We start from the raw sequence: 23,250 nt of genomic DNA on the forward strand, positions 1-23,250 counted from the left end.
GACATACAAATTAAAAAGACCAGCGCAAGGCCGGTCTTTTTAATTTTCCAGAGTTTTTTTGTAGCCCTAATTTGCTATCTCACTCATAAATTTAAGACGGTATAGACGCAATTCCTCATCTTCGTATTCACCATCAAATTCTTTCTGTGCCACTTCTATATTGTCTGATTCAGCCTCCAAAAAATAATCATGAATTTCATCCTGTTGTTCCTCATCAAGTATTTCGTCTATCCAATATCCTATATTCAACTTGGTACCACTAAAAACTATTTGTTCCATTTCCTTTACCAAATCCTGCAATTCAAGTCCTTTTGCAGAGGCAATATCATTCAAAGGCAATTTCCTGTCTACATTCTGAATAATATATAACTTTAGTGCAGAATTAGCCCCGGTGCTCTTTACAACCAGGTCATCCGGACGAATTATTTCATTCTCCTCCACATAGTCTGTAATAAGAGTCAGGAAGGGCTTTCCATATTTCTTTGCCTTGCCCTCACCCACCCCATGGATATTTACCAATTCATCCATGGAAACAGGATATTTTAAAGCCATATCATCAAGAGAAGGATCCTGAAAGATCACAAAAGGAGGTACATCTAACTTTTTGGCTTCACTTTTTCTCAGATCTTTGAGCAGACGTAGCAATTTTTCATCTGCAGCACCTCCGGAACTTTTGGCTGCTGTAATAATTGCCTGATCATTTTCCTCATTGTAAACATGATCCTTTGTCATCATAAAGGAAACAGGATTTTCAAGAAATGCGGCGCCCGCTTTGGTAACATGCAATATTCCGTATTGCTCAATTTCCTTTTTCAGTAAACCGGCAACCAATACCTGCCTAATCAAGGCCATCCAATAACTTTTATCTTTGTCAGATCCAATCCCAAAAAATGGTTTTTCATCCGTCTTGTGGGAAGAAATAAGCGCATTCTTAGACCCCTTAAGTGCAAATACAATTTCCTTGGCCCTAAACTTTTCCTTAGTGCCCTGAATTACCTTTATAAGTTTTATGACATTTTCTTTCGCTTCTTCCTTTTTTTTAGGATTGCGCGCATTATCATCCATATCCGCACCTTCCCCATTCACCTCATCAAATTCTTCACCAAAGTAATGAAGAATGAATTTTCTTCGTGACATGGACGTTTCAGCATAGGCAACAATTTCCTGAAGGAGGGCGTTTCCAATTTCCTGTTCTGCCACTGGTTTACCCGACATGAATTTCTCTAACTTTTCAACATCTTTATACGAATAAAATGCCAGACAATGACCTTCTCCCCCATCCCTGCCTGCTCGGCCGGTTTCCTGGTAATAACTTTCAATACTTTTAGGAATGTCATGATGAATAACATAGCGTACATCTGGTTTATCTATTCCCATACCAAAAGCAATAGTTGCTATCACCACATCTACTTCTTCCATTAGAAACATGTCCTGATATTTGGAGCGCGTCTTAGCATCAAATCCGGCATGATATGGTACCGCACTAACACCATTAACCTGCAATACCTGTGCCAGTTCTTCAACTCTTTTTCTGCTCAAACAATAAATTATTCCTGACTTCCCAACATTTTTCTTTACAAAACGAATAATATCAGCATCCACATTTTTTGTCTTAGGCCTTATTTCATAAAACAAATTGGGCCTGTTAAAAGAGGCTTTAAAAACCTTTGCATCCGTAATCATAAGGTTTTTAATAATGTCCTCCTGTACTTTGGGAGTTGCTGTTGCGGTTAAACCTACTATAGGGATATTATCACCCAGCCTGTTTATTATAGCCCTTAGATTTCTATATTCCGGCCTGAAATCGTGTCCCCATTCGGAAATACAATGAGCCTCATCAACAGCTACAAATGATAGTGGTACGGATTGCAAAAATTCCACGTATTCCGCCTTAGTGAGTGATTCCGGGGCTACGTAGAGCAATTTAGTTGTGCCATCCAAGATATCCTGTTTTACCTCCTTTACCTGGGTTTTAGTTAATGACGAGTTTAGTACATGGGCAATACCCGGATGTGCTGAAACACCTCTGATAGCATCAACCTGATTTTTCATCAGGGCAATTAATGGCGATACTACTATGGCTGTCCCATCTTTAATCAGGGCAGGCAGTTGATAACAAAGTGATTTTCCACCTCCTGTAGGCATAATTACAAAGGTGTTTTTATTTTGTATAACGTTTCTTATAACATCTTCCTGTAGTCCTTTAAATTTGGAAAAACCAAAATACTTCTTTAGCGCAGCATGTAGTTCAATTTCATTCAAAATCATTGCAATTTTAGTATATCGAGTCTTGTATTATATAAATATTTCGTAATCAAAATGAAGATATGTCTTCTTGTTATTAGGTAGGTAAAATATGATAAATTATATTGTTTGCAGTTTAGAATCTTCTATAAAATAAGTTTATGTAATTTTGTTTTCTTAAATATAATACATTCTTTTAAAATCTGTTTACTAATTAAGTTAATTTCTGAAACCGTAAACACATAATTTCAAAACCATATTGAACAAGCAGAAAGCTATATTGGCAACAGCCATAAAAACCATAACAACTGAAAGTGAAGCAATTGCACATTTGGCTACACTTATAGACGAGGAATTTGAAAGTGCTGTAAACTGCATATACGAATCATTGGGACGTGTGGTAATTACAGGTATTGGTAAAAGTGCTATTATAGCCTCAAAAATAGTAGCTACCTTAAACTCAACCGGGACACCGGCAATATTCATGCATGCAGCGGATGCCATACATGGCGATCTCGGCACAATACAGAAAGATGATGTAGTTATTTGTATTTCAAAAAGCGGAAATACACCTGAAATAAAAATGCTGGTACCACTAATTAAAATCGGTCATAATAAATTAATTGGCATGTGCGGGAATCCAGATTCATTTCTGGCTGAAAATGCAGATTTTACATTGAATACTTTTGTCAAAAAAGAAGCTTGTCCAAATAACCTGGCGCCAACAACCAGTACTACCGCTCAACTTGTAATGGGTGATGCATTAGCTATCTGTCTTTTGGAATTGAGAGGATTCAGCAGTCAGGATTTTGCCAAATATCATCCAGGGGGCACTCTCGGCAAAAAATTATATCTGAGAGTTTCAGATATTACCGGTAATAATTTAAAACCCATGGTTGGTGCTGATGCAGATGTTAAGCAGGTAATAATTGAAATTTCTGAAAAAATGTTAGGGGTAACTGCTGTTATGAACAAAAACAAACTGGTTGGAATTGTCACAGATGGTGATATCCGGAGGATGCTAAACAAATATGAAAACATAAATGGCCTTAAGGCTAAAGATATAATGACAACCAATCCAAAGACTATTGGTGCAGACGTCCTCGCCATAAAAGCTTTAAAAGAAATGCGGGCCAACAGCGTTTCACAATTGCTCGCTGTTGACGGAGAAGAATATGTAGGTGTTGTTCATTTGCACAATTTAATTAATGAAGGAATACTTTAATGGCTAAAGCAACCGGCGACCCTAATGAAATGTCCTTTTTGGACCATCTGGAAGAACTGAGGTGGCATCTTATCCGATCAACTATCGCAGTCGTTCTTATTGGTATCGTGGCCTTTTTGATGAAAGACTTTATTTTTGACACCGTAATTTTCGGCCCAAAAAAACCAGATTTCCCCACTTATGGTGTTTTCTGTAAGCTTTCCAGAATCCTTGGTTTTAGCGAAGCCTTCTGTGTAACGGAGCCTATATTTACGGTACAAAGCAGGCAAATGGCAGAGCAGTTTTCTGCCCATATCTGGACATCTATCTGGGCCGGGTTTATTATTGGCTTTCCATATATTCTTTATGAACTGTGGAAATTTGTCAGCCCGGGATTATATGATAAAGAACGCAACAATTCCCGCGGTTTTATATTCATTGCTTCTTCCCTTTTCTTTCTTGGTGTATTATTTGGCTATTACGTGGTAGCCCCTCTTTCAATTAATTTTTTAGGTGGTTATTCTGTCAGTGATGAAATTGTCCGGGAGATAGATCTAAGCTCTTATATTTCCACAGTGAGAGCTGCTGTTATCGCATGCGGTATAATATTTGAACTTCCAATAATTATATTTTTTCTAACCAAAGTTGGATTGGTAACTCCTGAAATACTTAAAAAATATCGAAAAATAGCTCTCGTTATTGTACTAATACTCTCTGCTGTTATCACTCCTCCGGATGTTGCCAGCCAGATTATAGTGGCTGTACCTGTTCTTATTCTTTACCAGATCAGCATCTATATTTCAAAAGTTGTACTTAGAAGAGAAGCCAAAAAAACATCTAAAAATGTCAAATCCCGTTGAGGAGTTTAACGCCTACCGTTCCAAAATGAACGGGAAACTGTTAGCCGATAATAACAAAATAATAAAGAGAATCTTCAATCTTGATACAAACGCATATAGCGAAGGTGTTCTGGATGTAAAAACAAAAGAATTATTGGGGCTTGTAGCCTCTTCGGTTCTTCGGTGTGATGATTGTGTTAAGTACCACTTGCAAAATTGCTTTAACTGTGGCGCAACGAAAGAAGAAGTAATGGAAACCTTAAGTATTGCTACTTTAGTTGGGGGCACAATAGTTATTCCTCATTTGCGGAGAGCCTACGAGTATTGGGAACAACTTGAGCTACAGGAAGGTTAAAAAAAGTATAATTACATGCAGCCGAAGGCAGAATGCCTTAGATTTGAAGGATAATTCTACTGAATGAAATTAAGAGCAGATAACATAATGAAAGCCTACAGGGGGCGCAAGGTGGTAAAGGGTATTTCACTGGAAGTAGACCAGGGAGAAATAGTTGGATTACTGGGCCCTAATGGAGCCGGAAAGACTACGTGCTTCTACATGATTGTAGGCCTTATTAAACCCAATGGAGGACATATCTTTCTGGATAATACCGAGATTACAAAATTCCCTATGTATAAAAGGGCCCAAAACGGAATTGGCTATCTGGCTCAGGAGGCTTCGGTATTTCGAAAATTAAGTATTGAAGATAATATCTTAAGTGTTTTGCAACTTACCAATCTGAGCAAAAAAGAGCAACAGATGAAAATGGAGTCCCTAATAGAAGAGTTCGGATTGGGGCACATTAGGAAGAATCGAGGCGATTTGTTATCGGGTGGTGAGCGCCGAAGAACTGAAATAGCAAGAGCCCTGGCCACCGACCCTAAATTTATACTTTTAGATGAACCGTTTGCTGGCGTAGACCCTGTTGCAGTTGAAGATATTCAGCGAATTGTTGCACAATTAAAAGACAAGAACATAGGCATCCTGATCACAGATCATAATGTGCAGGAAACCCTTGCAATAACTGAACGATCTTACCTGATGTTTGAGGGGGGAATTCTAAAATCCGGTATCCCTGAAGACCTTGCAGAAGACGAAATGGTTCGTAAAGTGTATTTAGGACAAAATTTTGAACTACGTAAAAAGAAACTGGACTTTTAAAGTTGGCCTCAATAAAATTTAAGATAGTCATTTAAAAATATAGGTGAATATTTTAATGGTTTGCTTAATTTAGAGGGCTTGTGAATAATTCTACTTTGTTATGAAAGGCTCTCCATTTAATTACCTCATTATCCTGCTTGTTGCGGCGCAGCTTATTAATATAAGCTGTTCGTCGGATGATAATTCTATTGAGGTAGCGCAAGGTTCATTTGAGAGGACAATTGATCCCAAACTTGTTGGCACCTGGAGTGGAACTGTTGAAGAATCATCAGGAACCGCAAATGCAACCTTTACATTACAAATGAATGGGGATATTTTAGCCGAAACTGACTCCCAGATTTTATGCCCATTTCAGGGAGTCTGGTGGGTTGCAAATGGCCAGTTAACTGCGAGTGGTGAAGATGAGTGCGATGGCAGGGGTGTGGATATTCGCGGGAATACTACCTCGAGCACTCGGATTTCAGGGAGCTGGACCGCTGGCAGCGAAAATAGCGGTACTTTTTCCCTGACCAAACAATAGAATATTTGGCAGATTTCTTATCCCAATTCTGCAGTGAAAAATCCCGTTTCGAAACTTTTAGAGTTTATTTAGCTCCAATTTTATAAACCACGGAGCTAACAACATAAAAAAATACAATAGCCGGTACAGCTAAAAATTTCATAGTCAGTAACAAGACCAAACTTACGATTAAGAAAATGTAGCGCAAGGCATTATCCTTAAAACTCCAGTTCTTAAATTTTAGAGTAAATAATTCTATTCTTGAATTTAACAGATAAGAACTAAGAATAGTAATTAGGATCAGAAACCATGGATTTAAAATTATCCGGCTTAAATAATCATTGCCCTGGTCTAATAATATCAATGGCAGGGATAATATAAATAGTGCATTTGCCGGAGTGGGAAGCCCAATAAAAGAGGTGACCTGATTTTCGTCAATATTGAATTTAGCCAGTCTATAGGCGGAAGCCAGGGTAATTAAAAAGCCAAAAAAAGGCAGGAATGAAATTTTCAATCCGGTCCAGGTTAAGGCATTCGAAGCACCGGAGAAATCGAGATTCCATCCGCCGGTTTGAGACATGGCAAGCAGCTGGAACATCACAATGCCGGGAACAAGACCGCTGGTTATAACATCGGCCAGTGAATCGAGTTGGATTCCTAATTCACTCTGGGCATCAAATAATCTTGCGGCAAGCCCGTCAAAGAAATCAAAAACAATTCCCAGAAAAACAAAAATAGCAGCAAGTTCCAACTGGTTTAAAACAGCAAAAACAGTTGCAATACATCCACATAAAATATTGAGCATGGTAATAAACTGTGGAATATGTTTCTTCATGGTTTGCGGTTTCAGTAAAAATAATATAATTTTTATTCTAACTCTTTCTTAACATATTTTATTCGGATATTTGCCATTAATAGTTATTCCGCAAGTGATCAGAGCACTAAGAATTCCGTTTAAAAAACTTTGTTTCATTAACTCACTATGGATTGCCTTATTGGGTTTTTCACTTCAGGCTCAATTATCAGAAGGTGCCCAAATTAGTATCCTTACCTGTGACTCCGGCCGGGATCTTTATTCGAGCTTTGGACACAGCGCTTTTAGAGTACAGGATTCCGCTAATGGAATAAATTGGGTATATAATTACGGGACTTTTGATTTTAATACCCCCAACTTCTATTATAAATTTGCCAAAGGGAAATTGCTCTATTCATTAAGCGTTTCTACATTTTCAGACTTTCTGTTTACATATGAATTGGAAAACCGATGGGTAAAAGAACAAATATTAAATCTAAGTCCGGAAGAAAAAAACGACTTATTCCTATTTTTAGAAAACAATCGAAAGCCTAAAAACAGGGATTATAAATACGACTTCCTGTTTGATAATTGTGCCACTAAATTACCGGAAGTACTTAAAAAAGTTCTTGGAAATAATATTCAGTTTCATGGGGAACATCTTAAAAATAAATTTAGTTTCAGAGACCTCATACAGCAAAATCTGCTAACTAATTCATGGTCCAGTTTTGGCATAGACCTGGCTCTTGGGTCTGTAATAGACAGGGAAGCCGCGCCGGAAGAGTATATGTTCCTGCCAAAGTACGTTATGCTGCAAATGCAAAACACTTCGCTGGATGCGAATCCACTGGTTCAAAGAGAACGCTCCGTTCTTGAGTATAGCAACAAAAAGTTTAGTTATAATTTTGGAATATCACCACTTTTTTGGTTACTGCTTCTTTTTCTCTTTATCCTTACAATATCCTATATAGACCTTAGAAATGGTACCCGCAGCAGATGGCTCGACTTTTTTTTATTTCTTACAACAGGGTTAGCCGGGTTACTTATTTTTTTCCTATGGTTTATGACTGATCATTCTGCAACAGCAAATAATTTTAATATCCTTTGGGCATTTCCATTCAATATTGTGGCCTGCTATTTTCTCCTAAGAAAAAACAGCATCCCAAAATGGATGGGTAAATATATTCTTATACTACTGGTTTTAATGGCCATTACGCTGCTCCTGTGGATTTTTCAGATTCAACAATTTTCACCTTTAATTTCTGTTGTATTCGCCACTCTGGGATTTAGATATGCCTTACTATACCGTTATTTCACAAATATAAATCCAGGTCTTAAATGAATTTGGTTTCCGTAGAAAATATAGCTAAATCCTATGGAGAATTAGTCCTCTTCGAAGATCTCTCCTTTGGCATAAATAAGCATCAGAAAATTGCATTGGTTGCGCGCAACGGGGAAGGCAAAACTTCAATCTTAAATATCCTGGCTGGGAAAGATGCCCCAAATAGCGGCTCAGTAAACTACCGCAAAGGAATTCGAATATCTTTTCTGGAGCAGGAACCGAGTCTTAATCCGGAATTAACCGTTGAGCAAACCGTTCTGGAATCAGAAAATGAAATTTTAAAGGTAATAGCTGCCTACGAAGCTGCGCTGGAACATCCCGAAAATGAAAAAGCGTACCAGAAAGCATTCGAGTCTATGGAAAGGAATAATGCCTGGGATTTTGAAACTCAATATCAACAAATACTTTCCAAATTAAAACTGAACAATCTTAAAACCAAAGTAGGCAGTCTGTCTGGTGGACAAAAAAAGAGACTGGCATTGGCAAATGCACTGCTGAACGAACCAGATCTGTTAATCCTGGATGAACCCACAAATCATTTGGATCTGGAGATGATAGAATGGCTCGAAGATTATTTCAGCCAGAAAAAGATAACCCTGTTTATGGTTACACACGACAGGTATTTTTTGGAGAGGGTTTGCAATGAAATTCTTGAACTTGAGAATGGTCAACTTTATTCATACAAAGGAAATTATGCTTACTACCTGGAAAAAAAAGAAGCCAGATTAGAGCTTGAAGCAACAGAGCTGCATAAATCCAAGTTGCTTTATAAAAAAGAACTGGACTGGATGCGGAGACAGCCCAAAGCCCGCACCACAAAGTCCAAATCACGAATTGATGATTTTCATAGCATTAAAGAAAAGGCGCACCGGCGAAGGGAGATCCATGAAATTCAACTTGAGATAAATATGGAGCGCATGGGAAGTAAAATTCTGGAGATCCACAAAGTCTCTAAATCCTACCCGGGAATTACCTTGCTGGATAAATTTGATTACAACTTTTTAAGAGGAGAACGAATCGGAATCATTGGAAAAAATGGTACTGGCAAATCTACTTTCCTGAATATTGTAACAGGTCATGAAAAACCGGATAGTGGAAAGATTGTAATTGGGGAGACCATTAAATTTGGATACTACACCCAAAATGGGATTACAGTAAAAGAAGGTCAGAAAGTGATTGATGTCATTCGGGAATTCGGAGATTACATCCCTTTAAAAAAAGGAAGGCAACTTTCGGCTCAGCAACTTCTGGAACGTTTTTTATTTGACCGAAAAAAACAGTACGATTTTGTGGAAAAGCTAAGTGGCGGGGAACGAAAGAGATTATACTTATGTACTGTCCTCATCCAGAATCCCAATTTCCTGATCCTTGATGAGCCAACGAATGATCTGGACATTATTACCTTAAATATCCTGGAGAGTTTTTTATTAGATTTTCCCGGATGCCTGCTTGTAGTATCCCACGATCGCTATTTCATGGATAAAATAGTAGATCATTTATTTATTTTTAAGGGGGATGGCGTAATTGAAGATTTTCCGGGAAATTATTCCGATTACAGGGATTATGAAAACAGTACGGTCCTCGAAAAGCGGGCTAAAAAAGAGGATGGCATTCAAAATACGACAGCAAAAAGTTCCTGGCGGTCTGATGACAATAGTAAAAAACTGTCTTTTGAAGAGCAAAATGAATACAAGAAGTTGGAAAAATCCATACACAGCCTGGAAAAGCAGAAAGAAGAGCTTCAAAATCAATTTGCTGATACTTCACTGTCGGGAGAAGAGATAGATGTTTTATCCATTAGACTAAAAGATATTATAGAAAAACTTGAGGATAAAACAGAGCGATGGTTTGAGCTTTCCATGCTGTTGGAAGACTAGTATCCATGAAGGAAATATGGATATTCCGGTTTATTGATAATTAGAATTTACTTTAATGTCTAATGCATTTGACTACCTGAGATTTTGGTTTAAGGCAACTAACCAGCACGGAATCCATTCACCATTTATTTACCGCTTTGTCACAAAGGGTCTTTATAGCAAACATAAATACAGCAGATCAAACTCATTGAATACATTTTTTAAATGCATTGATTACTTCAAGCCAAATAGTCTGGGTTTTGAAAAAGGCAACGAACTTATCAGGTGTAAAGTCAAAGAACAATTTCCATCGCTGTCTTTTGAAGGGCCTTTTGATATGAAATATTATGGGGGGCTGGAAACAGAATCTCAAATTTCGGCTATGGAAGATTACGCAGAACAACATCCCGAAGGGATAATATTTATTGATAATGTCAGAAAAAAAAGCGATTCCAAAGAAATTTGGAATAAATTAATTCTGGCAGATTTTGTGATCGTAAGCGTGGATTTATATTTTGGCGGACTTCTTTTTTTCCATAAAACGCAGGCCAAAGAACATTTTAAAATTCGAATTTAAACCCTTAACTTTAAGATAGTCTATTTATATACCATGGATAACAGTATTTATTATATTTTAGCCGGTGTGGCTGTGGTTTATGTAATCATTTCTATTTTTAGCAAAAAGAGTTCCAAGAGAAGAAAATCCAGGAAATTTATGGATGGTTATGAACGAAAAGATAAAAGGAAGTAATTGCAAATCTTTTAGCGAATCTTATTTTTTATCACTTAGGGAAAAATCCATATAAAGCCTATTTCCTAACTTGCAACTCAAAAGTTCTATAAATAGCCTATGAAAATATATACCAAAACCGGGGATAAGGGTTCTACTTCACTTTTTGGTGGTACAAGAGTTGCTAAACATCATATCCGAATTAACGCATATGGCACTGTGGATGAATTAAATTCATGGCTTGGACTCCTTAGAGATCAGGAACTGGATTTACATTCCAGAGAACAGCTTATTGCTACCCAGGACAAACTCTTTACAGTAGGTGCAATTTTAGCCACTGATCCTGAAAAAGCACAATTAAAAAGTGGAAAGGAGCGACTTAATATCCCATTAATAAACATTGCGGATGTTGAACAATTGGAAAATGAAATAGACATGATGAATGAAACCTTGCCACAAATGACTCACTTTATCTTACCGGGAGGACATACAATTGTGTCATACTGTCATATTGCCCGTACTATTTGCAGAAGAGCGGAGCGCATGGTATCACTGCTACATGAAAATGAGCCTGTTGATCTCATGGTGCTTACCTACCTCAATCGCCTTTCGGACTATTTATTTGTTTTGGCACGGAAGTTGTCCAACGACTTAAAAGCGAATGAAATAAAGTGGATTCCCGAGAATAAAGGCTAATAATTACACTATTTATTCGTTATGAATTTATCAAAACCCTAAATTGTTAATAAAATACTTGATTTTACTCAGATTTTTGTTGGCATTTTGGGTTTAAAATTTATTTTTGCAAAAATTTTAAAATCATACGTAAGCCATGTATTGGACATTAGAACTAGCATCTTATTTAAGCGATGCACCCTGGCCGGCCACTAAAGATGAATTAATTGATTATGCTATTAGAACTGGTGCTCCTTTAGAAGTAGTAGAGAATCTGCAATCTATGGAGGAAGAAGGTGGCGAAATATACGAATCAATAGAAGAAATATGGCCGGATTACCCTACAGAAGAAGATTACCTCTGGAATGAGGATGAATATTAATGAAGTTATCTAAAACCTACTAAAAGTCTCATTTGAGGCTTTTTTTTTATGTAATTTTGACAGACTTAAAGAAGTTTAAGAAGAAATATAAAATCTGGAATACCTTTTGCTTTATAAAGGATATTGCAATTCTATAGCATTTTGTTCATTTTAAGGCTTACTCTATTGCACTTTAAGTTCTGAACAACATGCTATCAAAACAAATATAATTTATGAGTATTTTAAATTCAGTCATTAAGGCATTTGTTGGTGACAAGGCTAAGAAAGATGTCAAGGAACTACAGCCTCTTTTAAAGGAGATCAAATCCTTTGAGGCCGCATTGGAAAGCCTGAACCATAATGAACTTAGGCAAAAAACTAAAGACTTCAAACTAACTATAAAAAAATCTGCTGAAGAACTTCAGAAACAGATAGACCTCCTTAAAGAAGAAGTAAAAGCCTCTCCGGATATTGACAGAAATGAGGAAATTTATGCAGAAATTGATAAGCTGGAAGAAGAAGCCTATAGGATTACAGAGGACACTTTAAATGAAATTCTTCCTGAAGCCTTTGCTGTAGTGAAAGAAACGGCAAAGCGATTTGTAAATAATGAAACCATAACCGTTGAGGCAACAGAATTTGACAGATTGTTATCAGGATCCAAGGAATACGTGGGTCTGGAAGGTGATAATGCGGTATGGCAAAACTCATGGGATGCTGCAGGAAAAGAAGTTACATGGGATATGGTACATTACGATGTGCAGTTAATCGGCGGTATTGCTTTACACCAGGGGAAAATTGCAGAAATGCAGACCGGTGAAGGTAAAACCCTCGTTGCCACACTTCCAATGTATCTAAATGCCTTAGCAGGAAAAGGAGCACATTTGGTTACAGTAAATGATTATCTGGCCAAAAGGGATAGCGCCTGGATGGCACCTATATTTGAATTTCATGGATTGTCCGTAGATTGCATAGATAAGCATCAGCCTAATTCTGAGGGGAGAAGAGCAGCCTACAACGCGGATATTACCTATGGAACAAACAACGAGTTTGGATTCGATTACCTCAGAGATAATATGGCACATACACCCGGTGACCTGGTCCAGCGCCCGCATCACTATGCCATTGTGGATGAGGTAGATTCTGTACTTGTCGATGATGCCCGTACACCTTTGATCATCTCCGGACCTGTACCGGAAGGAGATCGCCATGAATTTAATGAATTGAAGCCCAAGGTTTCAGATATCGTTCAAAAACAACGTCAGTACCTTACCGGAGTACTGGCCGAAGCTAAAAAAGAAATTTCCGCCGGCAACACCAAGGAAGGTGGTTTTCTGTTACTCAGGGTTCACAGGGGCCTGCCTAAAAATAAAGCCCTGATTAAATTTCTAAGTGAAGAAGGCATAAAGCAATTGCTTCAGAAGACAGAGAATTTCTATATGCAGGACAATAACAGGGAGATGCCTCAGGTAGATGCAGAATTGTTATTTGTTATAGATGAAAAGAACAATCAGATTGAGCTTACAGATAAAGGTATCGAATACATATCCGGGGATCAGCAAAAAGACTTTTTTGTGATGCCCGATATCGGTAGTGAAATTGCAAAGATTGAAAATCAAAACCTCGAAATTGAGAAGGAAGCAGCAGCTAAGGAAGAATTGTTTAAAGATTTTGCGGTTAAGAGCGAACGTATCCATACCATGAGTCAATTGTTAAAAGCTTATACCCTTTTTGAAAAAGATGTGGAATATGTGGTTATTGACAATAAGGTTATGATTGTTGATGAACAGACAGGTCGTATCATGGATGGCCGAAGGTATTCAGACGGTTTGCACCAGGCTATTGAGGCGAAAGAGAATGTAAAAATCGAAGCAATGACACAGACTTTTGCCACGGTTACTTTACAGAATTATTTCAGAATGTATAAAAAGCTTGCTGGTATGACCGGTACAGCTGTAACGGAAGCCGGTGAATTCTGGGAGATCTATAAACTGGACGTTATGGAAATCCCAACTAACAGACCTATAGCAAGGGATGACAGAAATGATCTGATCTATAAAACAAAAAGAGAAAAATACAACGCCATTATTGACGAAGTTACCAAACTTTCGGAACAAAAAAGACCGGTACTTATTGGTACCACCTCCGTGGAAATTTCTGAACTTCTGTCTCGAATGCTTACAATAAGAAAAATTCCCCACAATGTTTTGAATGCGAAACTGCATAAAAAAGAAGCAGATATTGTTGCTGAAGCAGGAAATGCCGGAGTCGTAACCATTGCAACCAACATGGCAGGACGCGGGACGGATATTAAATTATCTGAAGAAGTTAAAAAAGCCGGAGGTTTGGCCATCGTAGGAACAGAAAGACATGATTCCAGAAGGGTGGACAGGCAATTGAGAGGTCGTGCAGGGCGACAGGGAGATCCCGGAAGTTCTCAATTTTATGTCTCTTTGGAAGATAACTTAATGCGGCTTTTTGGTTCGGATCGGGTAGCAAAAATGATGGATAGGATGGGCCTTGAAGAAGGAGAAGTGATCCAGCACTCCATGATGACCAAATCTATTGAACGGGCACAGAAAAAAGTAGAAGAGAATAACTTTGGTATTCGTAAACGCCTCCTGGAGTATGATGATGTAATGAATGCCCAGCGTGAAGTAGTTTATAAAAGAAGACGGCATGCACTTCAGGGTGAGCGACTTAAGGTAGATATTGCGAACATGGTTTATGATACATGTGAAGTAATTGCTGAAACCAACAAGGCGGCTAATGATTTCAAAAATTTCGAATTTGAACTCATCAAATATTTTTCCATAACCTCCCCTGTTACAGAAGAGGAATTCGCTAAACAGAGCTTTCAGGAAATCGCAAATACAACCTACAATGCGGCTTATGAATATTACCAGAGCAAAATGGAGCGAAGTGCTGCCACAGCCTTCCCGGTAATTAAAAAGGTATATGAGGACAACAGTAATAAGTTTGAGCGTATTGTAGTTCCTTTTACAGATGGTATTAAGTCTCTAAATGTGGTTACCGATCTTAAAAAAGCGTATGATTCGAATGGAAAACAATTGGTTACAGATTTTGAAAAGAACATAACCCTTGCCATAGTCGATGACGCCTGGAAAACGCATCTCAGGAAAATGGACGAATTAAAACAGTCTGTTCAGTTGGCTGTTCACGAGCAGAAAGACCCTTTATTGATCTATAAATTTGAAGCTTTTGAACTTTTTAAAAGTATGATTGACAGCGTTAACAAAGAAGTAGTTTCCTTCTTATTCAAAGGGGAATTGCCATCAGCTGATACCAGTGAGATTCAGGAAGCCAGAAATGTGCGCAGACCGAAAGAAAAACTTCAGACTACCAAAGAGGAAATCCCGAATAATGATGAATTAGCGGCACGGAACAGGGCAATAGGTCAGAATCAGGGCGGCAGGGCACCAATAACAGAAACCATTGTACGTGAAAAACCAAAAATTGGCAGGAATGAAAAAGTCACTATAAAAAATGTAATGTCAGGTGAAAGCAAAACCGTTAAATACAAACAGGCTGAACCACTAATAAACCGTGGGGAATGGGTTTTGATTGAAGAGTAACAAATTAAATAGCATGCAGTAAAAAGGTGTCCTTTTAAGGACACCTTTTTTTATTTAAAATACCATATCTTTAAGTATTAACCCTATATTATTTTTCAGATGAAATCTTCCAGACGTAAATTCCTGACCTCCGTTAGCATGCTAGCAGCCTCTTCTGTAATGCCAATAACACAGTTTGATTTTGGAATAAATAAAAAACTAAAAATAGCCCTTGTTGGCACAGGTATACGTGGTATCACTTTTTGGGGAAAACGCCTCCTTGATGAGTATTCGGATATTCTTGAATTTGTGGGCCTGTGCGATATTAATCCCGGACGCCTGGCATTTGGAAAGGAATATATAGGAGCTAATTGCCCCACCTTTGCAGATTTTGATTTAATGATCCGGAACTCCGGTCCGGATCTTGTCATTGTAACCACCAAAGATTCAACTCACCATGAATTTATTATTAGAGCAATGGAAATGGGTTGCGATGTTCTTACGGAAAAACCATTGACTACGGATGAAATTAAATGTCAGGCCATTCTGGATATAGAAAAAAAGTCAGGAAAAAACCTGATTGTAGGCTTTAACTACCGATGGAGCCCTTACAACACTAAAATAAAACAGTTATTGGCTGAAAATACCATAGGCAAACTAACATCTGTTGACTTTCATTGGTATCTGAACACCTACCATGGTGCCAGTTATTTCCGGCGATGGCACGGACAGATGGAAAGTAGCGGATCTCTATGGGTACATAAAGCGACACATCATTTTGACCTTCTTAATTGGTGGATTAATTCAGAACCATCAGAAGTATTTGCTTTCGGAGACCTTGAATTTTATGGCAAAAATGGACCTTTTAAAGGGGATAACTGCAGAAATTGTGATCATCATTCCAAATGTGATTTCCATTGGGACATTACAAAAAATAAGTTTTTAACTGACCTTTACACAAATAATGAGAAATACGATGGGTATATAAGAGACAACTGCCTTTTTAGAAATGAAATAAATATTTACGATAAGATGTCAGCACAAGTCAAATATCAAAATAAGGTGCAATTAAATTATTCGCTTACCACCTACTCCCCGCTCGAAGGTTGGCGTGTTGCATTTAACGGTACAGAAGGCAGACTGGAAGCATGGATGGATATTCCTTATTATAAAGAAATGAATATCGATCAGGCCGAAATGCACGACAAGGAAATGGAGCAAAATAAAACGGAATCTGGTCATAATGAACCTATCATAGTGCATAAGTTATGGAAGGATTTCGAAACTGTAATGGTAAAGATGGAAAAAAGTGGTCATGGCGGAGGTGATAAGCGCTTGCAGGATAAAATGTTCAGAAGCACTGATTCCGTTGATCCTTTTGGCAGGACAGCAGGAAGCAGGGATGGCGCTATGTCAGTGCTAATAGGCATTGCAGCAAGAAAGAGTATTGAATCAGGTAGCGCTGTCAAAATCAAGGATCTCACAGATTTACAGCCTCAGGAAATTCGGAACTAGCTCTTTATATACTGTAAATAACAAAATTATTATTTGTTCGTATAGCTGTTGAATATTAAATAAAACATATATAGCTTTACACCAATAAGGGAATTCGCTTCCCAGATACGGTTGCGATTTTCCACATGCAGCAGATCTACATTAATGAAATAATTCAAATCATGGAAAAAGCAGTCAAACATAAGCCCCGGATACAGGACAAAATACGTCTGACCCTCAGAGTAAGCTATTTCGCCTCTATTTTCTCATTGGTCTTTGGATTGATTTGTCTTTTTTTCCTGAATATTTTTGAAGTAGTTCCTCATGTATTCATTGCCTTTGGTGCATTGAGCATAATTAATAACCTGGCCTATGCTTCACACCAAAATCTAACCCTTACCTATAACATACTTTCTATACTTGGTTTAGCTTCCGCTACCGCCATAACAATGTTAACAGGAGGCATAAACAGTTCGTTTATTTTCGTACTTGCCATTGTTGTATTTGCGGGATATGCAACAACACGCAATTATGGAAAAATTTATCTGTATCTCACCATTCTTATTATTACTTTAATCTTTGTCCAGGAAATTTCAGATTTTTCTTTAACCCGAAATGTCATTCCTGCCGAAAGTCAAAACCTTTTCAGCTTTTTAAGCGTCATATTCTCCGTTTACCTTCTGGGAGGAGTTCTTGGTAAAAACCTTTTAAAAGCGCATCATAAGCTTTATAAAACCAAAATGGAAATTGAAGAGCGGATACATGAAAAGGACACATTGCTAAAGGAGGTACACCATAGAGTTAAGAATAATCTTCAGACCGTATCCAGCCTTTTAAGCCTTCAATCAAGGGGTATAAAGGATGAAAGAGTAAAAAATCTCATAAAAAGTAGTCAGAATAGGGTTATCGCAATGGCAATGGTGCATGAAATGCTTTACATGCGAGATGATTTGGCCAAAATAGATTATAAATCCTATGTTGAGGAATTAAGCGAATACCTCGTTAAATCAGTAAAGGGGGCTGATAGTAACGTTTCGGTTAACATTAACATACCTCAAATTGAACTGGGTATAGATACAGCTATTCCCCTAGGGCTCCTAATCAATGAGGCTCTGACAAATGCCCTTAAATATGGTATAAAAGGTGATGACCAGGGGGAAATAAATATTGAACTAAAGAAAATCGACGATAAAGATTACGTACTCAATATTGGAGATAATGGTGTTGGTTTTCCGGAAGAAGTAGATTATAAAAACACCCCCTCACTGGGCTTAAAATTAATTCATAACCTTGCCCGGCAACTGAAAGGAAACATAATCAGGGATTTTTCCAAAAAAGGAACCAATTATATAATAAATTTTAAAGAAATAGGCCAGAGCGACTTTCATCAATCCGTAGCCTAGGGAATACCCCGTTTAATGCAGCTTTTACCTGTTTCCGGAACAAGGCATTCCCAATTTGAAAACACTTCTTCATAAAGCAATTTATACCTATATTTAGGCGACTAATTCAAAAATTGCCCCTCATGAGGAATTCCTTAATAGTATGCCTTTTCCTGTTTAGTACGCTCCTGTATAGTCAGGATTATTTTGTACAAAAATTTCATCCTTTCAACAGCGATATTCCTTCTCCGCAAGAATTTTTAGGTTATGGAATTGGAGAACGCCATACCAGACATGATCTGATTGTGGCCTATTTATATAAACTTGCTGAACTTTCAGACAGGGCTTCTATTTATGAATATGGCAAAACACATGAAGGACGCAAATTGGTAATCTTAACCATAACTGCGCCGGATAATTTAACTGATCTTGAAGCCATAAAGGAAAGGCACCTTGCATATACAGATCCAGGTAAATCCACTTCTTCGGATAGCTCACTTCCTGTTTTTATTAATTTGGGTTACAACGTTCACGGGAATGAACCTTCCAGTTCCGAAGCAGCCCTATTAAGTGCCTATACTTTTGTAGCTTCCAATAATCCTGAGATACTTAATTACCTTAACAATGCAGTTATTTTCATAGATCCAACCATCAATCCCGATGGTCGGGACAGGCATACTCAGTGGGTCAATAGTTACCAGGGGAATCCATTGGTAGCGGACACTCAGGATGCCGAGCACAACGAATACTGGCCCGGCGGAAGGACTAATCATTACTGGTTTGACCTTAACAGAGACTGGCTTCTGGCAATAAACCCGGAAAGTAGGGGTAAGCTTAAATGGTATCATGAATGGTATCCTAATGTGGTAACCGATTTTCATGAAATGGGCTCACAAAGCACCTATTTCTTCGAACCAATGAAGCCTAACGGATCACTAAACCCCATAATGCCTAAAAAAAATTATGAGGATCTCAATACTATTTTTGGTAACTATTTTGCCAAGGCCCTCGATAGCATAGGATCATTTTACTTTACAAAGGAAGCTTTTGACGGTACATATCCCGGCTATGGTTCTTCCTATCCGGATATTCAGGGTGGACTAGGGCTCTTGTTTGAACAGGCGAGCTCCAGGGGGCATAAACAGGAAACCGCCTTTGGGGAAATTACCTTCCCTTTTACCATTCGCAATCAGTACACCTCAAGTATTACAACGGTTAAAGCCGCCGTAGAAAACAAAGAATTATTGCGAGCCTATCAGAAAGAATTCTTTAAGACGGCAATGATGAATTCTGCAATAAAAGGAATACAGGGATACAGTTTTGGGGATCGTTACGACAAAAATCGGATCAAGGCATTTATTGACAAACTGCTAATCCATAAAATAAACGTTTACAAATACGGAAACGAATCTTATGTAGTGCCTACGTCCCAACCCCAGTACAGGATGGTTCAGACGATGTTTGAAACTTATAAAAAATACCGCGACAGCGTTTTTTATGATGCCTCGGCATGGTCAGTGGCAAATTTCTATAATATCAATTACAGCGGACTTAGAAGGGTTAGCCTGGGAGAAAAAATAAACTCAACTGCTGATCTAATAAATATTGATCCTGTTCAAAAATCTGAGTATGCCTATATAATTGATTGGGATGATTACAATGCGCCGGCAGTTTTAAATTTTCTTCAATCGAAAGAATTGGTGCTTTCTTCCGCTTTTCAACCGTTTACAACAAAGCTTGATAATTCCAGTAGGTCATTTAATTATGGAGCCTTAATTCTTCCGGTAAGCCTTCAAAAGAAAAATACGGATGAAGTATATAAATGGGTGCTTGAGGCACAGGAAAAATATCAGGTTCCCATTTATGGGATCGCCACCGGCTACAACAGCGCGGGAATTGATCTGGGCAGCAGGAATGTTCGTCCCATAACCAAACCCACAGCAGCAATGCTTATAGGAGAAGGAACCCGCTCTTATGAAGCCGGTGAAGTCTGGCATCTGTTGGATACAAGGGTGCACATGCCAATTACTAAAATACCTATCAGGAATTATGATGAGGCAAAGCTCGAGGAGTATAATACACTGGTGATGATTTCGGGTGAATATAACTTTACAGAAGAGCAGCAGGCAAGACTTTCAGACTGGGTTAAAAAGGGAAATACACTTATAACAATCGGAACAGCCTCCGAATGGGTCATTGAAAATAAAATAGTAAAAGAAAAACTTATAATATCCGAGATAGATTCTACAAAAGCTGTATTGAGAACACCTTATGTGGATGCCAGTGAAAACCTCGGTAAAGAGAATATTGGAGGTATTATATTGAAGGTTGATCTGGATATTACACACCCTCTCGCTTTTGGTTACAGAGATACAGATATCCCGGTTTATAAAAATAATAACGTATGGCTCTCTCCAAGCAAAAATGAGTATTCCACGGTAGCCAGGTATTCCAGAGATGCTCTAATAGATGGTTATATCAGCAGAAAGAACAGCGAAGAATTCTTAAAAGCCTCAGCATCACTTATTGTTAGCCCTTTAGACGATGGGCGAGTAATTTTATTTGCTGATAATCCTAATTTCAGGGGATCGTGGTACGGTACAAACCGATTGTTCCTGAATGCCTTGTTTTTAGGTGATAAAATTGAAATACCAATACCAGAAGACTAATATGAACAAAAAAATAAATTTCGTTTTAATACTCATCTTATGTTCCAATCTTTCAATTCTTGGCCAAAGCAGCAAGGGTGACGGGCCATTTACTCAGCTCATCATAAGAGGGGTCACCCTAATCAACGGAAATGGTGCCCCTCCACTGGGGCCAGTGGATATTTTAGTAGAGAACAACCGCATACAGAAGATTGAAGTGGTTGGTTATCCGGGGGTAGTGATTAAGGCCTCGGAAAGACCACAACTAAAACCTGGGGGGAAAGAATTAAACTGCGAAGGCATGTTTTTACTTCCCGGCTTTGTGGATATGCATGGACATATCGGAGGAAAAGCACAAGGCGCAGAACCCGAATATGTTTTTAAACTCTGGATGGCTCATGGAATTACGACCGTAAGGGAACCAAGCGGACGTGGTGTAGACTTTACTTTAGACCTGAAAAGAAAAAGTGCCAAAAATGAAATTGTGGCACCCCGTATTTTGGCGTATACAGGATTCGGCCAGGGGAGTGATACCGCCATCAGCACTCCGGAGATGGCACGTGAATGGGTGCGAAATAATGCCAAAAAAGGGGCGGATGGCATTAAGTTATTTGGGGCACCACCCGAAATTATGACAGCAGCTTTGGATGAAAACAAAAAATTAGGCTTGCGATCAGCTTGTCACCATGCTCAATTAAATGTTGCCAGATGGAATGTACTGCATTCGGCAAGGGCAGGTTTAACAAGTATGGAGCACTGGTATGGCTTGCCGGAAGCACTTTTTGAAGACCGCACGGTACAGGATTATCCTTTAGACTATAACTATAACAACGAACAGGACCGCTTTGAAGAGGCAGGTAAGCTATGGCAGCAGGCTGCAAAACCTTTTTCAGAACACTGGAATAAAGTTATGGACGAACTTATTGCCCTGGACTTTACAATTGACCCAACCTTTAATATTTACGAGGCCAGCAGGGACTTACAAAGAGCAAGGCGCGCAGAATGGCATGAAGATTATACCCTCCCGTCTTTATGGGATTTCTACCAGCCCAGTAAAATCAGCCATGGCTCTTATTGGCATTATTGGGGAACAGAACAGGAAGTGGCTTGGAAGGAGAATTACAAACTCTGGATGACCTTCATAAATGAATACAAAAATCGCGGCGGTAGGGTAACCACGGGTTCAGATTCGGGCTTTATCTTTCAGCTTTATGGTTTTGCATATATCCGGGAAATGGAGCTGTTGCGGGAAGCTGGGTTTCATCCCCTGGAAATTATTCGTTCTGCCACCCTGAATGGAGCAGAAGCCTTGGGAATGGATAACCAAATAGGCTCAGTTAGTGTTGGTAAACTTGCAGACTTCGTGGTTATTGACGAAAATCCCTTACAGAACTTAAAAGTACTATATGGTACCGGAGCTATTAAACTTACAGAAGATAATGAAGTAGTTCGGGTTGGCGGGGTAAAATACACCATTAAAGACGGCATAATCTATGATGCAAAAGCCTTGCTTCAGGAAGTTAAGCAAATGGTCGATGCAGAGAAAAAGCGTTTGAATTATCAGATTAAACAACCTGGAATTCAGGAATAATCGTTGTCTTAATTGACAGCTGAATTATTGCAAAAAAATAAAGGGAGAACTTATCTTCGTCCTGTATGCACTTTAATAGGCCTTAAAACACCTTTTGTTTTTGGAAAAACAATAAGATAACTCATTAAAAGTGCAACGGGTAATAATAGAATAAATAGTATCATAAGATTGGGATTAGGCTAATTTGGGGTTGTTTTTTTTCGTAGAAAAAGCTAAAGCTCTTTTTACTCTTGTATTCTTGAATTTGTATAAGCGCGCAACAGCGTCTTCTTTTGTTGCCTTAATTTGCCCACTATTGTGAGAAACAGGAAGGCTACTATCCAAAACAATATCCATTTGTAATGTTTCAACTTTACCATAGTGTGTAGTTTTTTGAGCCAGAGCTGCTGCTCCGAATAAAAGTATAAGTACTAAGGTTAAAAAGGCTTTCATGTTATTAGATTTGGGTATAATAAAATAACTACAGAAAGTGATATCCCTAGGGTATAAATCGCTGAAAGCACTATATTTTTCGGTACCTGGAAAAAATAACGATAAAGTGTTTGAAATTTCGGATATAAAGAATCCTAACAAAAATCCCTTCATCGGTATATTGTGTTTTTAACCGGTATTGTAAATAGATTATTCGGGTGATATTAGGTAAATTATGATAATAAGATCAGAATTAGAATTGGCCACATGTAGGAAATTATTTCTTTTTAGGGGATAGTAGAGTAAATAATATTAATATATAATCAATTCAATTGGGTAGTTGAAAAAATCAGATTTCTCATACTCACTTGGTTCGATTCGAAATGACAGGTGCTGACCTTTTGGAAATATTAGAAATACACCCAGATCGGTTCGAAATGACAGATG

Annotated in this window: 19 protein-coding genes; 16 read left to right on the forward strand and 3 right to left on the reverse strand. The window is 38.2% G+C overall.

Features of this window, described 5'->3' with window-relative positions; all coding sequences use genetic code 11:
- Positions 1 to 66: 66 nt before the first annotated feature.
- Positions 67 to 2,268, reverse strand: a complete 2,202-nt coding sequence (gene recQ, locus G504_RS0110920) for a DNA helicase RecQ (protein WP_019670218.1) — start codon at positions 2,266 to 2,268, stop codon at positions 67 to 69.
- Positions 2,269 to 2,503: 235 nt separating this feature from the next.
- Here recQ and G504_RS0110925 point away from each other — a divergent pair, with 235 nt between their 5' ends.
- The 5 genes from G504_RS0110925 to G504_RS0110945 all read left to right on the forward strand — a co-directional run bounded on the left by G504_RS0110925 (position 2,504) and on the right by G504_RS0110945 (position 5,966).
- Entirely contained in the window at positions 2,504 to 3,469 is a 966-nt protein-coding gene (locus G504_RS0110925) for a KpsF/GutQ family sugar-phosphate isomerase (RefSeq protein WP_019670219.1), read from the forward strand.
- Entirely contained in the window at positions 3,469 to 4,308 is an 840-nt protein-coding gene (tatC, locus tag G504_RS0110930) for a twin-arginine translocase subunit TatC (protein ID WP_019670220.1), read from the forward strand. Before G504_RS0110925 ends, tatC begins: the two co-directional genes overlap by 1 nt.
- Positions 4,292 to 4,642 (forward strand): carboxymuconolactone decarboxylase family protein, encoded by a 351-nt coding sequence (locus tag G504_RS0110935; RefSeq protein WP_019670221.1) that lies wholly within the window; start codon positions 4,292 to 4,294, stop codon positions 4,640 to 4,642. Before tatC ends, G504_RS0110935 begins: the two co-directional genes overlap by 17 nt.
- A 63-nt stretch (positions 4,643 to 4,705) precedes the next feature.
- Positions 4,706 to 5,446: an LPS export ABC transporter ATP-binding protein gene (gene lptB, locus G504_RS0110940; RefSeq protein WP_019670222.1), complete on the forward strand. Its 741-nt coding sequence runs from the start codon at positions 4,706 to 4,708 to the stop codon at positions 5,444 to 5,446.
- 100 nt (positions 5,447 to 5,546) lie between these two features.
- Positions 5,547 to 5,966, forward strand: a complete 420-nt coding sequence (locus G504_RS0110945) for a hypothetical protein (RefSeq protein WP_019670223.1) — start codon at positions 5,547 to 5,549, stop codon at positions 5,964 to 5,966.
- A gap of 64 nt (positions 5,967 to 6,030) precedes the next feature.
- Here G504_RS0110945 and G504_RS0110950 read toward each other — a convergent pair whose 3' ends face one another.
- On the reverse strand, positions 6,031 to 6,780 hold the full coding sequence (locus G504_RS0110950; RefSeq protein ID WP_019670224.1) for a CDP-alcohol phosphatidyltransferase family protein: 750 nt from the start codon (positions 6,778 to 6,780) through the stop codon (positions 6,031 to 6,033).
- A 94-nt stretch (positions 6,781 to 6,874) separates the two neighbouring features.
- Here G504_RS0110950 and G504_RS0110955 point away from each other — a divergent pair, with 94 nt between their 5' ends.
- The 11 genes from G504_RS0110955 (at position 6,875) to G504_RS0111005 (ending at position 22,392) form a co-directional block, all read left to right on the forward strand.
- A complete protein-coding gene (locus G504_RS0110955) occupies positions 6,875 to 8,080 on the forward strand; it encodes an Lnb N-terminal periplasmic domain-containing protein (RefSeq protein ID WP_240473039.1) in 1,206 nt (401 codons plus the stop codon).
- Positions 8,077 to 9,957, forward strand: coding sequence for an ABC-F family ATP-binding cassette domain-containing protein (locus tag G504_RS0110960; RefSeq protein WP_019670226.1), 1,881 nt, complete (start codon positions 8,077 to 8,079; stop codon positions 9,955 to 9,957). The genes G504_RS0110955 and G504_RS0110960 overlap by 4 nt, the downstream gene beginning before the upstream one ends.
- A gap of 55 nt (positions 9,958 to 10,012) precedes the next feature.
- On the forward strand, positions 10,013 to 10,513 hold the full coding sequence (locus G504_RS19240; protein ID WP_019670227.1) for a hypothetical protein: 501 nt from the start codon (positions 10,013 to 10,015) through the stop codon (positions 10,511 to 10,513).
- 33 nt (positions 10,514 to 10,546) lie between these two features.
- Positions 10,547 to 10,687, forward strand: a complete 141-nt coding sequence (locus tag G504_RS19790) for a hypothetical protein (RefSeq protein WP_019670228.1) — start codon at positions 10,547 to 10,549, stop codon at positions 10,685 to 10,687.
- Positions 10,688 to 10,786: 99 nt separating this feature from the next.
- Entirely contained in the window at positions 10,787 to 11,362 is a 576-nt protein-coding gene (locus tag G504_RS0110975; protein ID WP_019670229.1) for a cob(I)yrinic acid a,c-diamide adenosyltransferase, read from the forward strand.
- A 136-nt stretch (positions 11,363 to 11,498) separates the two neighbouring features.
- Positions 11,499 to 11,723: a DUF2795 domain-containing protein gene (locus G504_RS0110980; protein ID WP_013551418.1), complete on the forward strand. Its 225-nt coding sequence runs from the start codon at positions 11,499 to 11,501 to the stop codon at positions 11,721 to 11,723.
- 212 nt (positions 11,724 to 11,935) lie between these two features.
- Complete coding sequence (gene secA, locus G504_RS0110985) at positions 11,936 to 15,298, forward strand: preprotein translocase subunit SecA (RefSeq protein ID WP_019670230.1); 3,363 nt, start codon at positions 11,936 to 11,938, stop codon at positions 15,296 to 15,298.
- Between the two features lie 99 nt (positions 15,299 to 15,397).
- Positions 15,398 to 16,792, forward strand: coding sequence for a Gfo/Idh/MocA family oxidoreductase (locus G504_RS0110990; protein WP_019670231.1), 1,395 nt, complete (start codon positions 15,398 to 15,400; stop codon positions 16,790 to 16,792).
- 161 nt (positions 16,793 to 16,953) lie between these two features.
- Positions 16,954 to 18,174, forward strand: coding sequence for a sensor histidine kinase (locus tag G504_RS0110995; protein WP_040444147.1), 1,221 nt, complete (start codon positions 16,954 to 16,956; stop codon positions 18,172 to 18,174).
- 122 nt (positions 18,175 to 18,296) lie between these two features.
- A complete protein-coding gene (locus tag G504_RS0111000; protein WP_019670233.1) occupies positions 18,297 to 20,822 on the forward strand; it encodes a M14 family zinc carboxypeptidase in 2,526 nt (841 codons plus the stop codon).
- 1 nt (position 20,823) lies between these two features.
- On the forward strand, positions 20,824 to 22,392 hold the full coding sequence (locus tag G504_RS0111005; RefSeq protein ID WP_019670234.1) for an amidohydrolase family protein: 1,569 nt from the start codon (positions 20,824 to 20,826) through the stop codon (positions 22,390 to 22,392).
- Positions 22,393 to 22,566: 174 nt separating this feature from the next.
- On the opposite strand, the gene G504_RS0111010 is transcribed toward G504_RS0111005, so the two are convergent.
- On the reverse strand, positions 22,567 to 22,824 hold the full coding sequence (locus G504_RS0111010; protein WP_026348520.1) for a hypothetical protein: 258 nt from the start codon (positions 22,822 to 22,824) through the stop codon (positions 22,567 to 22,569).
- Positions 22,825 to 23,250 lie beyond the last annotated feature (426 nt).

It is taken from the genome of Eudoraea adriatica DSM 19308 (genome assembly GCF_000382125.1).
Classification (GTDB): domain Bacteria; phylum Bacteroidota; class Bacteroidia; order Flavobacteriales; family Flavobacteriaceae; genus Eudoraea; species Eudoraea adriatica.

Excerpts from the sequence above, each read along its gene's own strand:
- recQ (WP_019670218.1), bottom strand. The coding sequence starts at position 2,268 with ATGATTTTGAATGAAATTGAACTACATGCTGCGCTAAAGAAGTATTTT.
- tatC (WP_019670220.1), top strand. The coding sequence starts at position 3,469 with ATGGCTAAAGCAACCGGCGACCCTAATGAAATGTCCTTTTTGGACCAT.
- G504_RS0110935 (WP_019670221.1), top strand. The coding sequence starts at position 4,292 with ATGTCAAATCCCGTTGAGGAGTTTAACGCCTACCGTTCCAAAATGAAC.
- lptB (WP_019670222.1), top strand. The coding sequence starts at position 4,706 with ATGAAATTAAGAGCAGATAACATAATGAAAGCCTACAGGGGGCGCAAG.
- G504_RS0110945 (WP_019670223.1), top strand. The coding sequence starts at position 5,547 with ATGAAAGGCTCTCCATTTAATTACCTCATTATCCTGCTTGTTGCGGCG.
- G504_RS0110950 (WP_019670224.1), bottom strand. The coding sequence starts at position 6,780 with ATGAAGAAACATATTCCACAGTTTATTACCATGCTCAATATTTTATGT.
- G504_RS0110960 (WP_019670226.1), top strand. The coding sequence starts at position 8,077 with ATGAATTTGGTTTCCGTAGAAAATATAGCTAAATCCTATGGAGAATTA.
- G504_RS19240 (WP_019670227.1), top strand. The coding sequence starts at position 10,013 with ATGTCTAATGCATTTGACTACCTGAGATTTTGGTTTAAGGCAACTAAC.
- G504_RS19790 (WP_019670228.1), top strand. The coding sequence starts at position 10,547 with ATGGATAACAGTATTTATTATATTTTAGCCGGTGTGGCTGTGGTTTAT.
- G504_RS0110975 (WP_019670229.1), top strand. The coding sequence starts at position 10,787 with ATGAAAATATATACCAAAACCGGGGATAAGGGTTCTACTTCACTTTTT.
- G504_RS0110980 (WP_013551418.1), top strand. The coding sequence starts at position 11,499 with ATGTATTGGACATTAGAACTAGCATCTTATTTAAGCGATGCACCCTGG.
- secA (WP_019670230.1), top strand. The coding sequence starts at position 11,936 with ATGAGTATTTTAAATTCAGTCATTAAGGCATTTGTTGGTGACAAGGCT.
- G504_RS0110990 (WP_019670231.1), top strand. The coding sequence starts at position 15,398 with ATGAAATCTTCCAGACGTAAATTCCTGACCTCCGTTAGCATGCTAGCA.
- G504_RS0110995 (WP_040444147.1), top strand. The coding sequence starts at position 16,954 with ATGGAAAAAGCAGTCAAACATAAGCCCCGGATACAGGACAAAATACGT.
- G504_RS0111000 (WP_019670233.1), top strand. The coding sequence starts at position 18,297 with ATGAGGAATTCCTTAATAGTATGCCTTTTCCTGTTTAGTACGCTCCTG.
- G504_RS0111005 (WP_019670234.1), top strand. The coding sequence starts at position 20,824 with ATGAACAAAAAAATAAATTTCGTTTTAATACTCATCTTATGTTCCAAT.
- G504_RS0111010 (WP_026348520.1), bottom strand. The coding sequence starts at position 22,824 with ATGAAAGCCTTTTTAACCTTAGTACTTATACTTTTATTCGGAGCAGCA.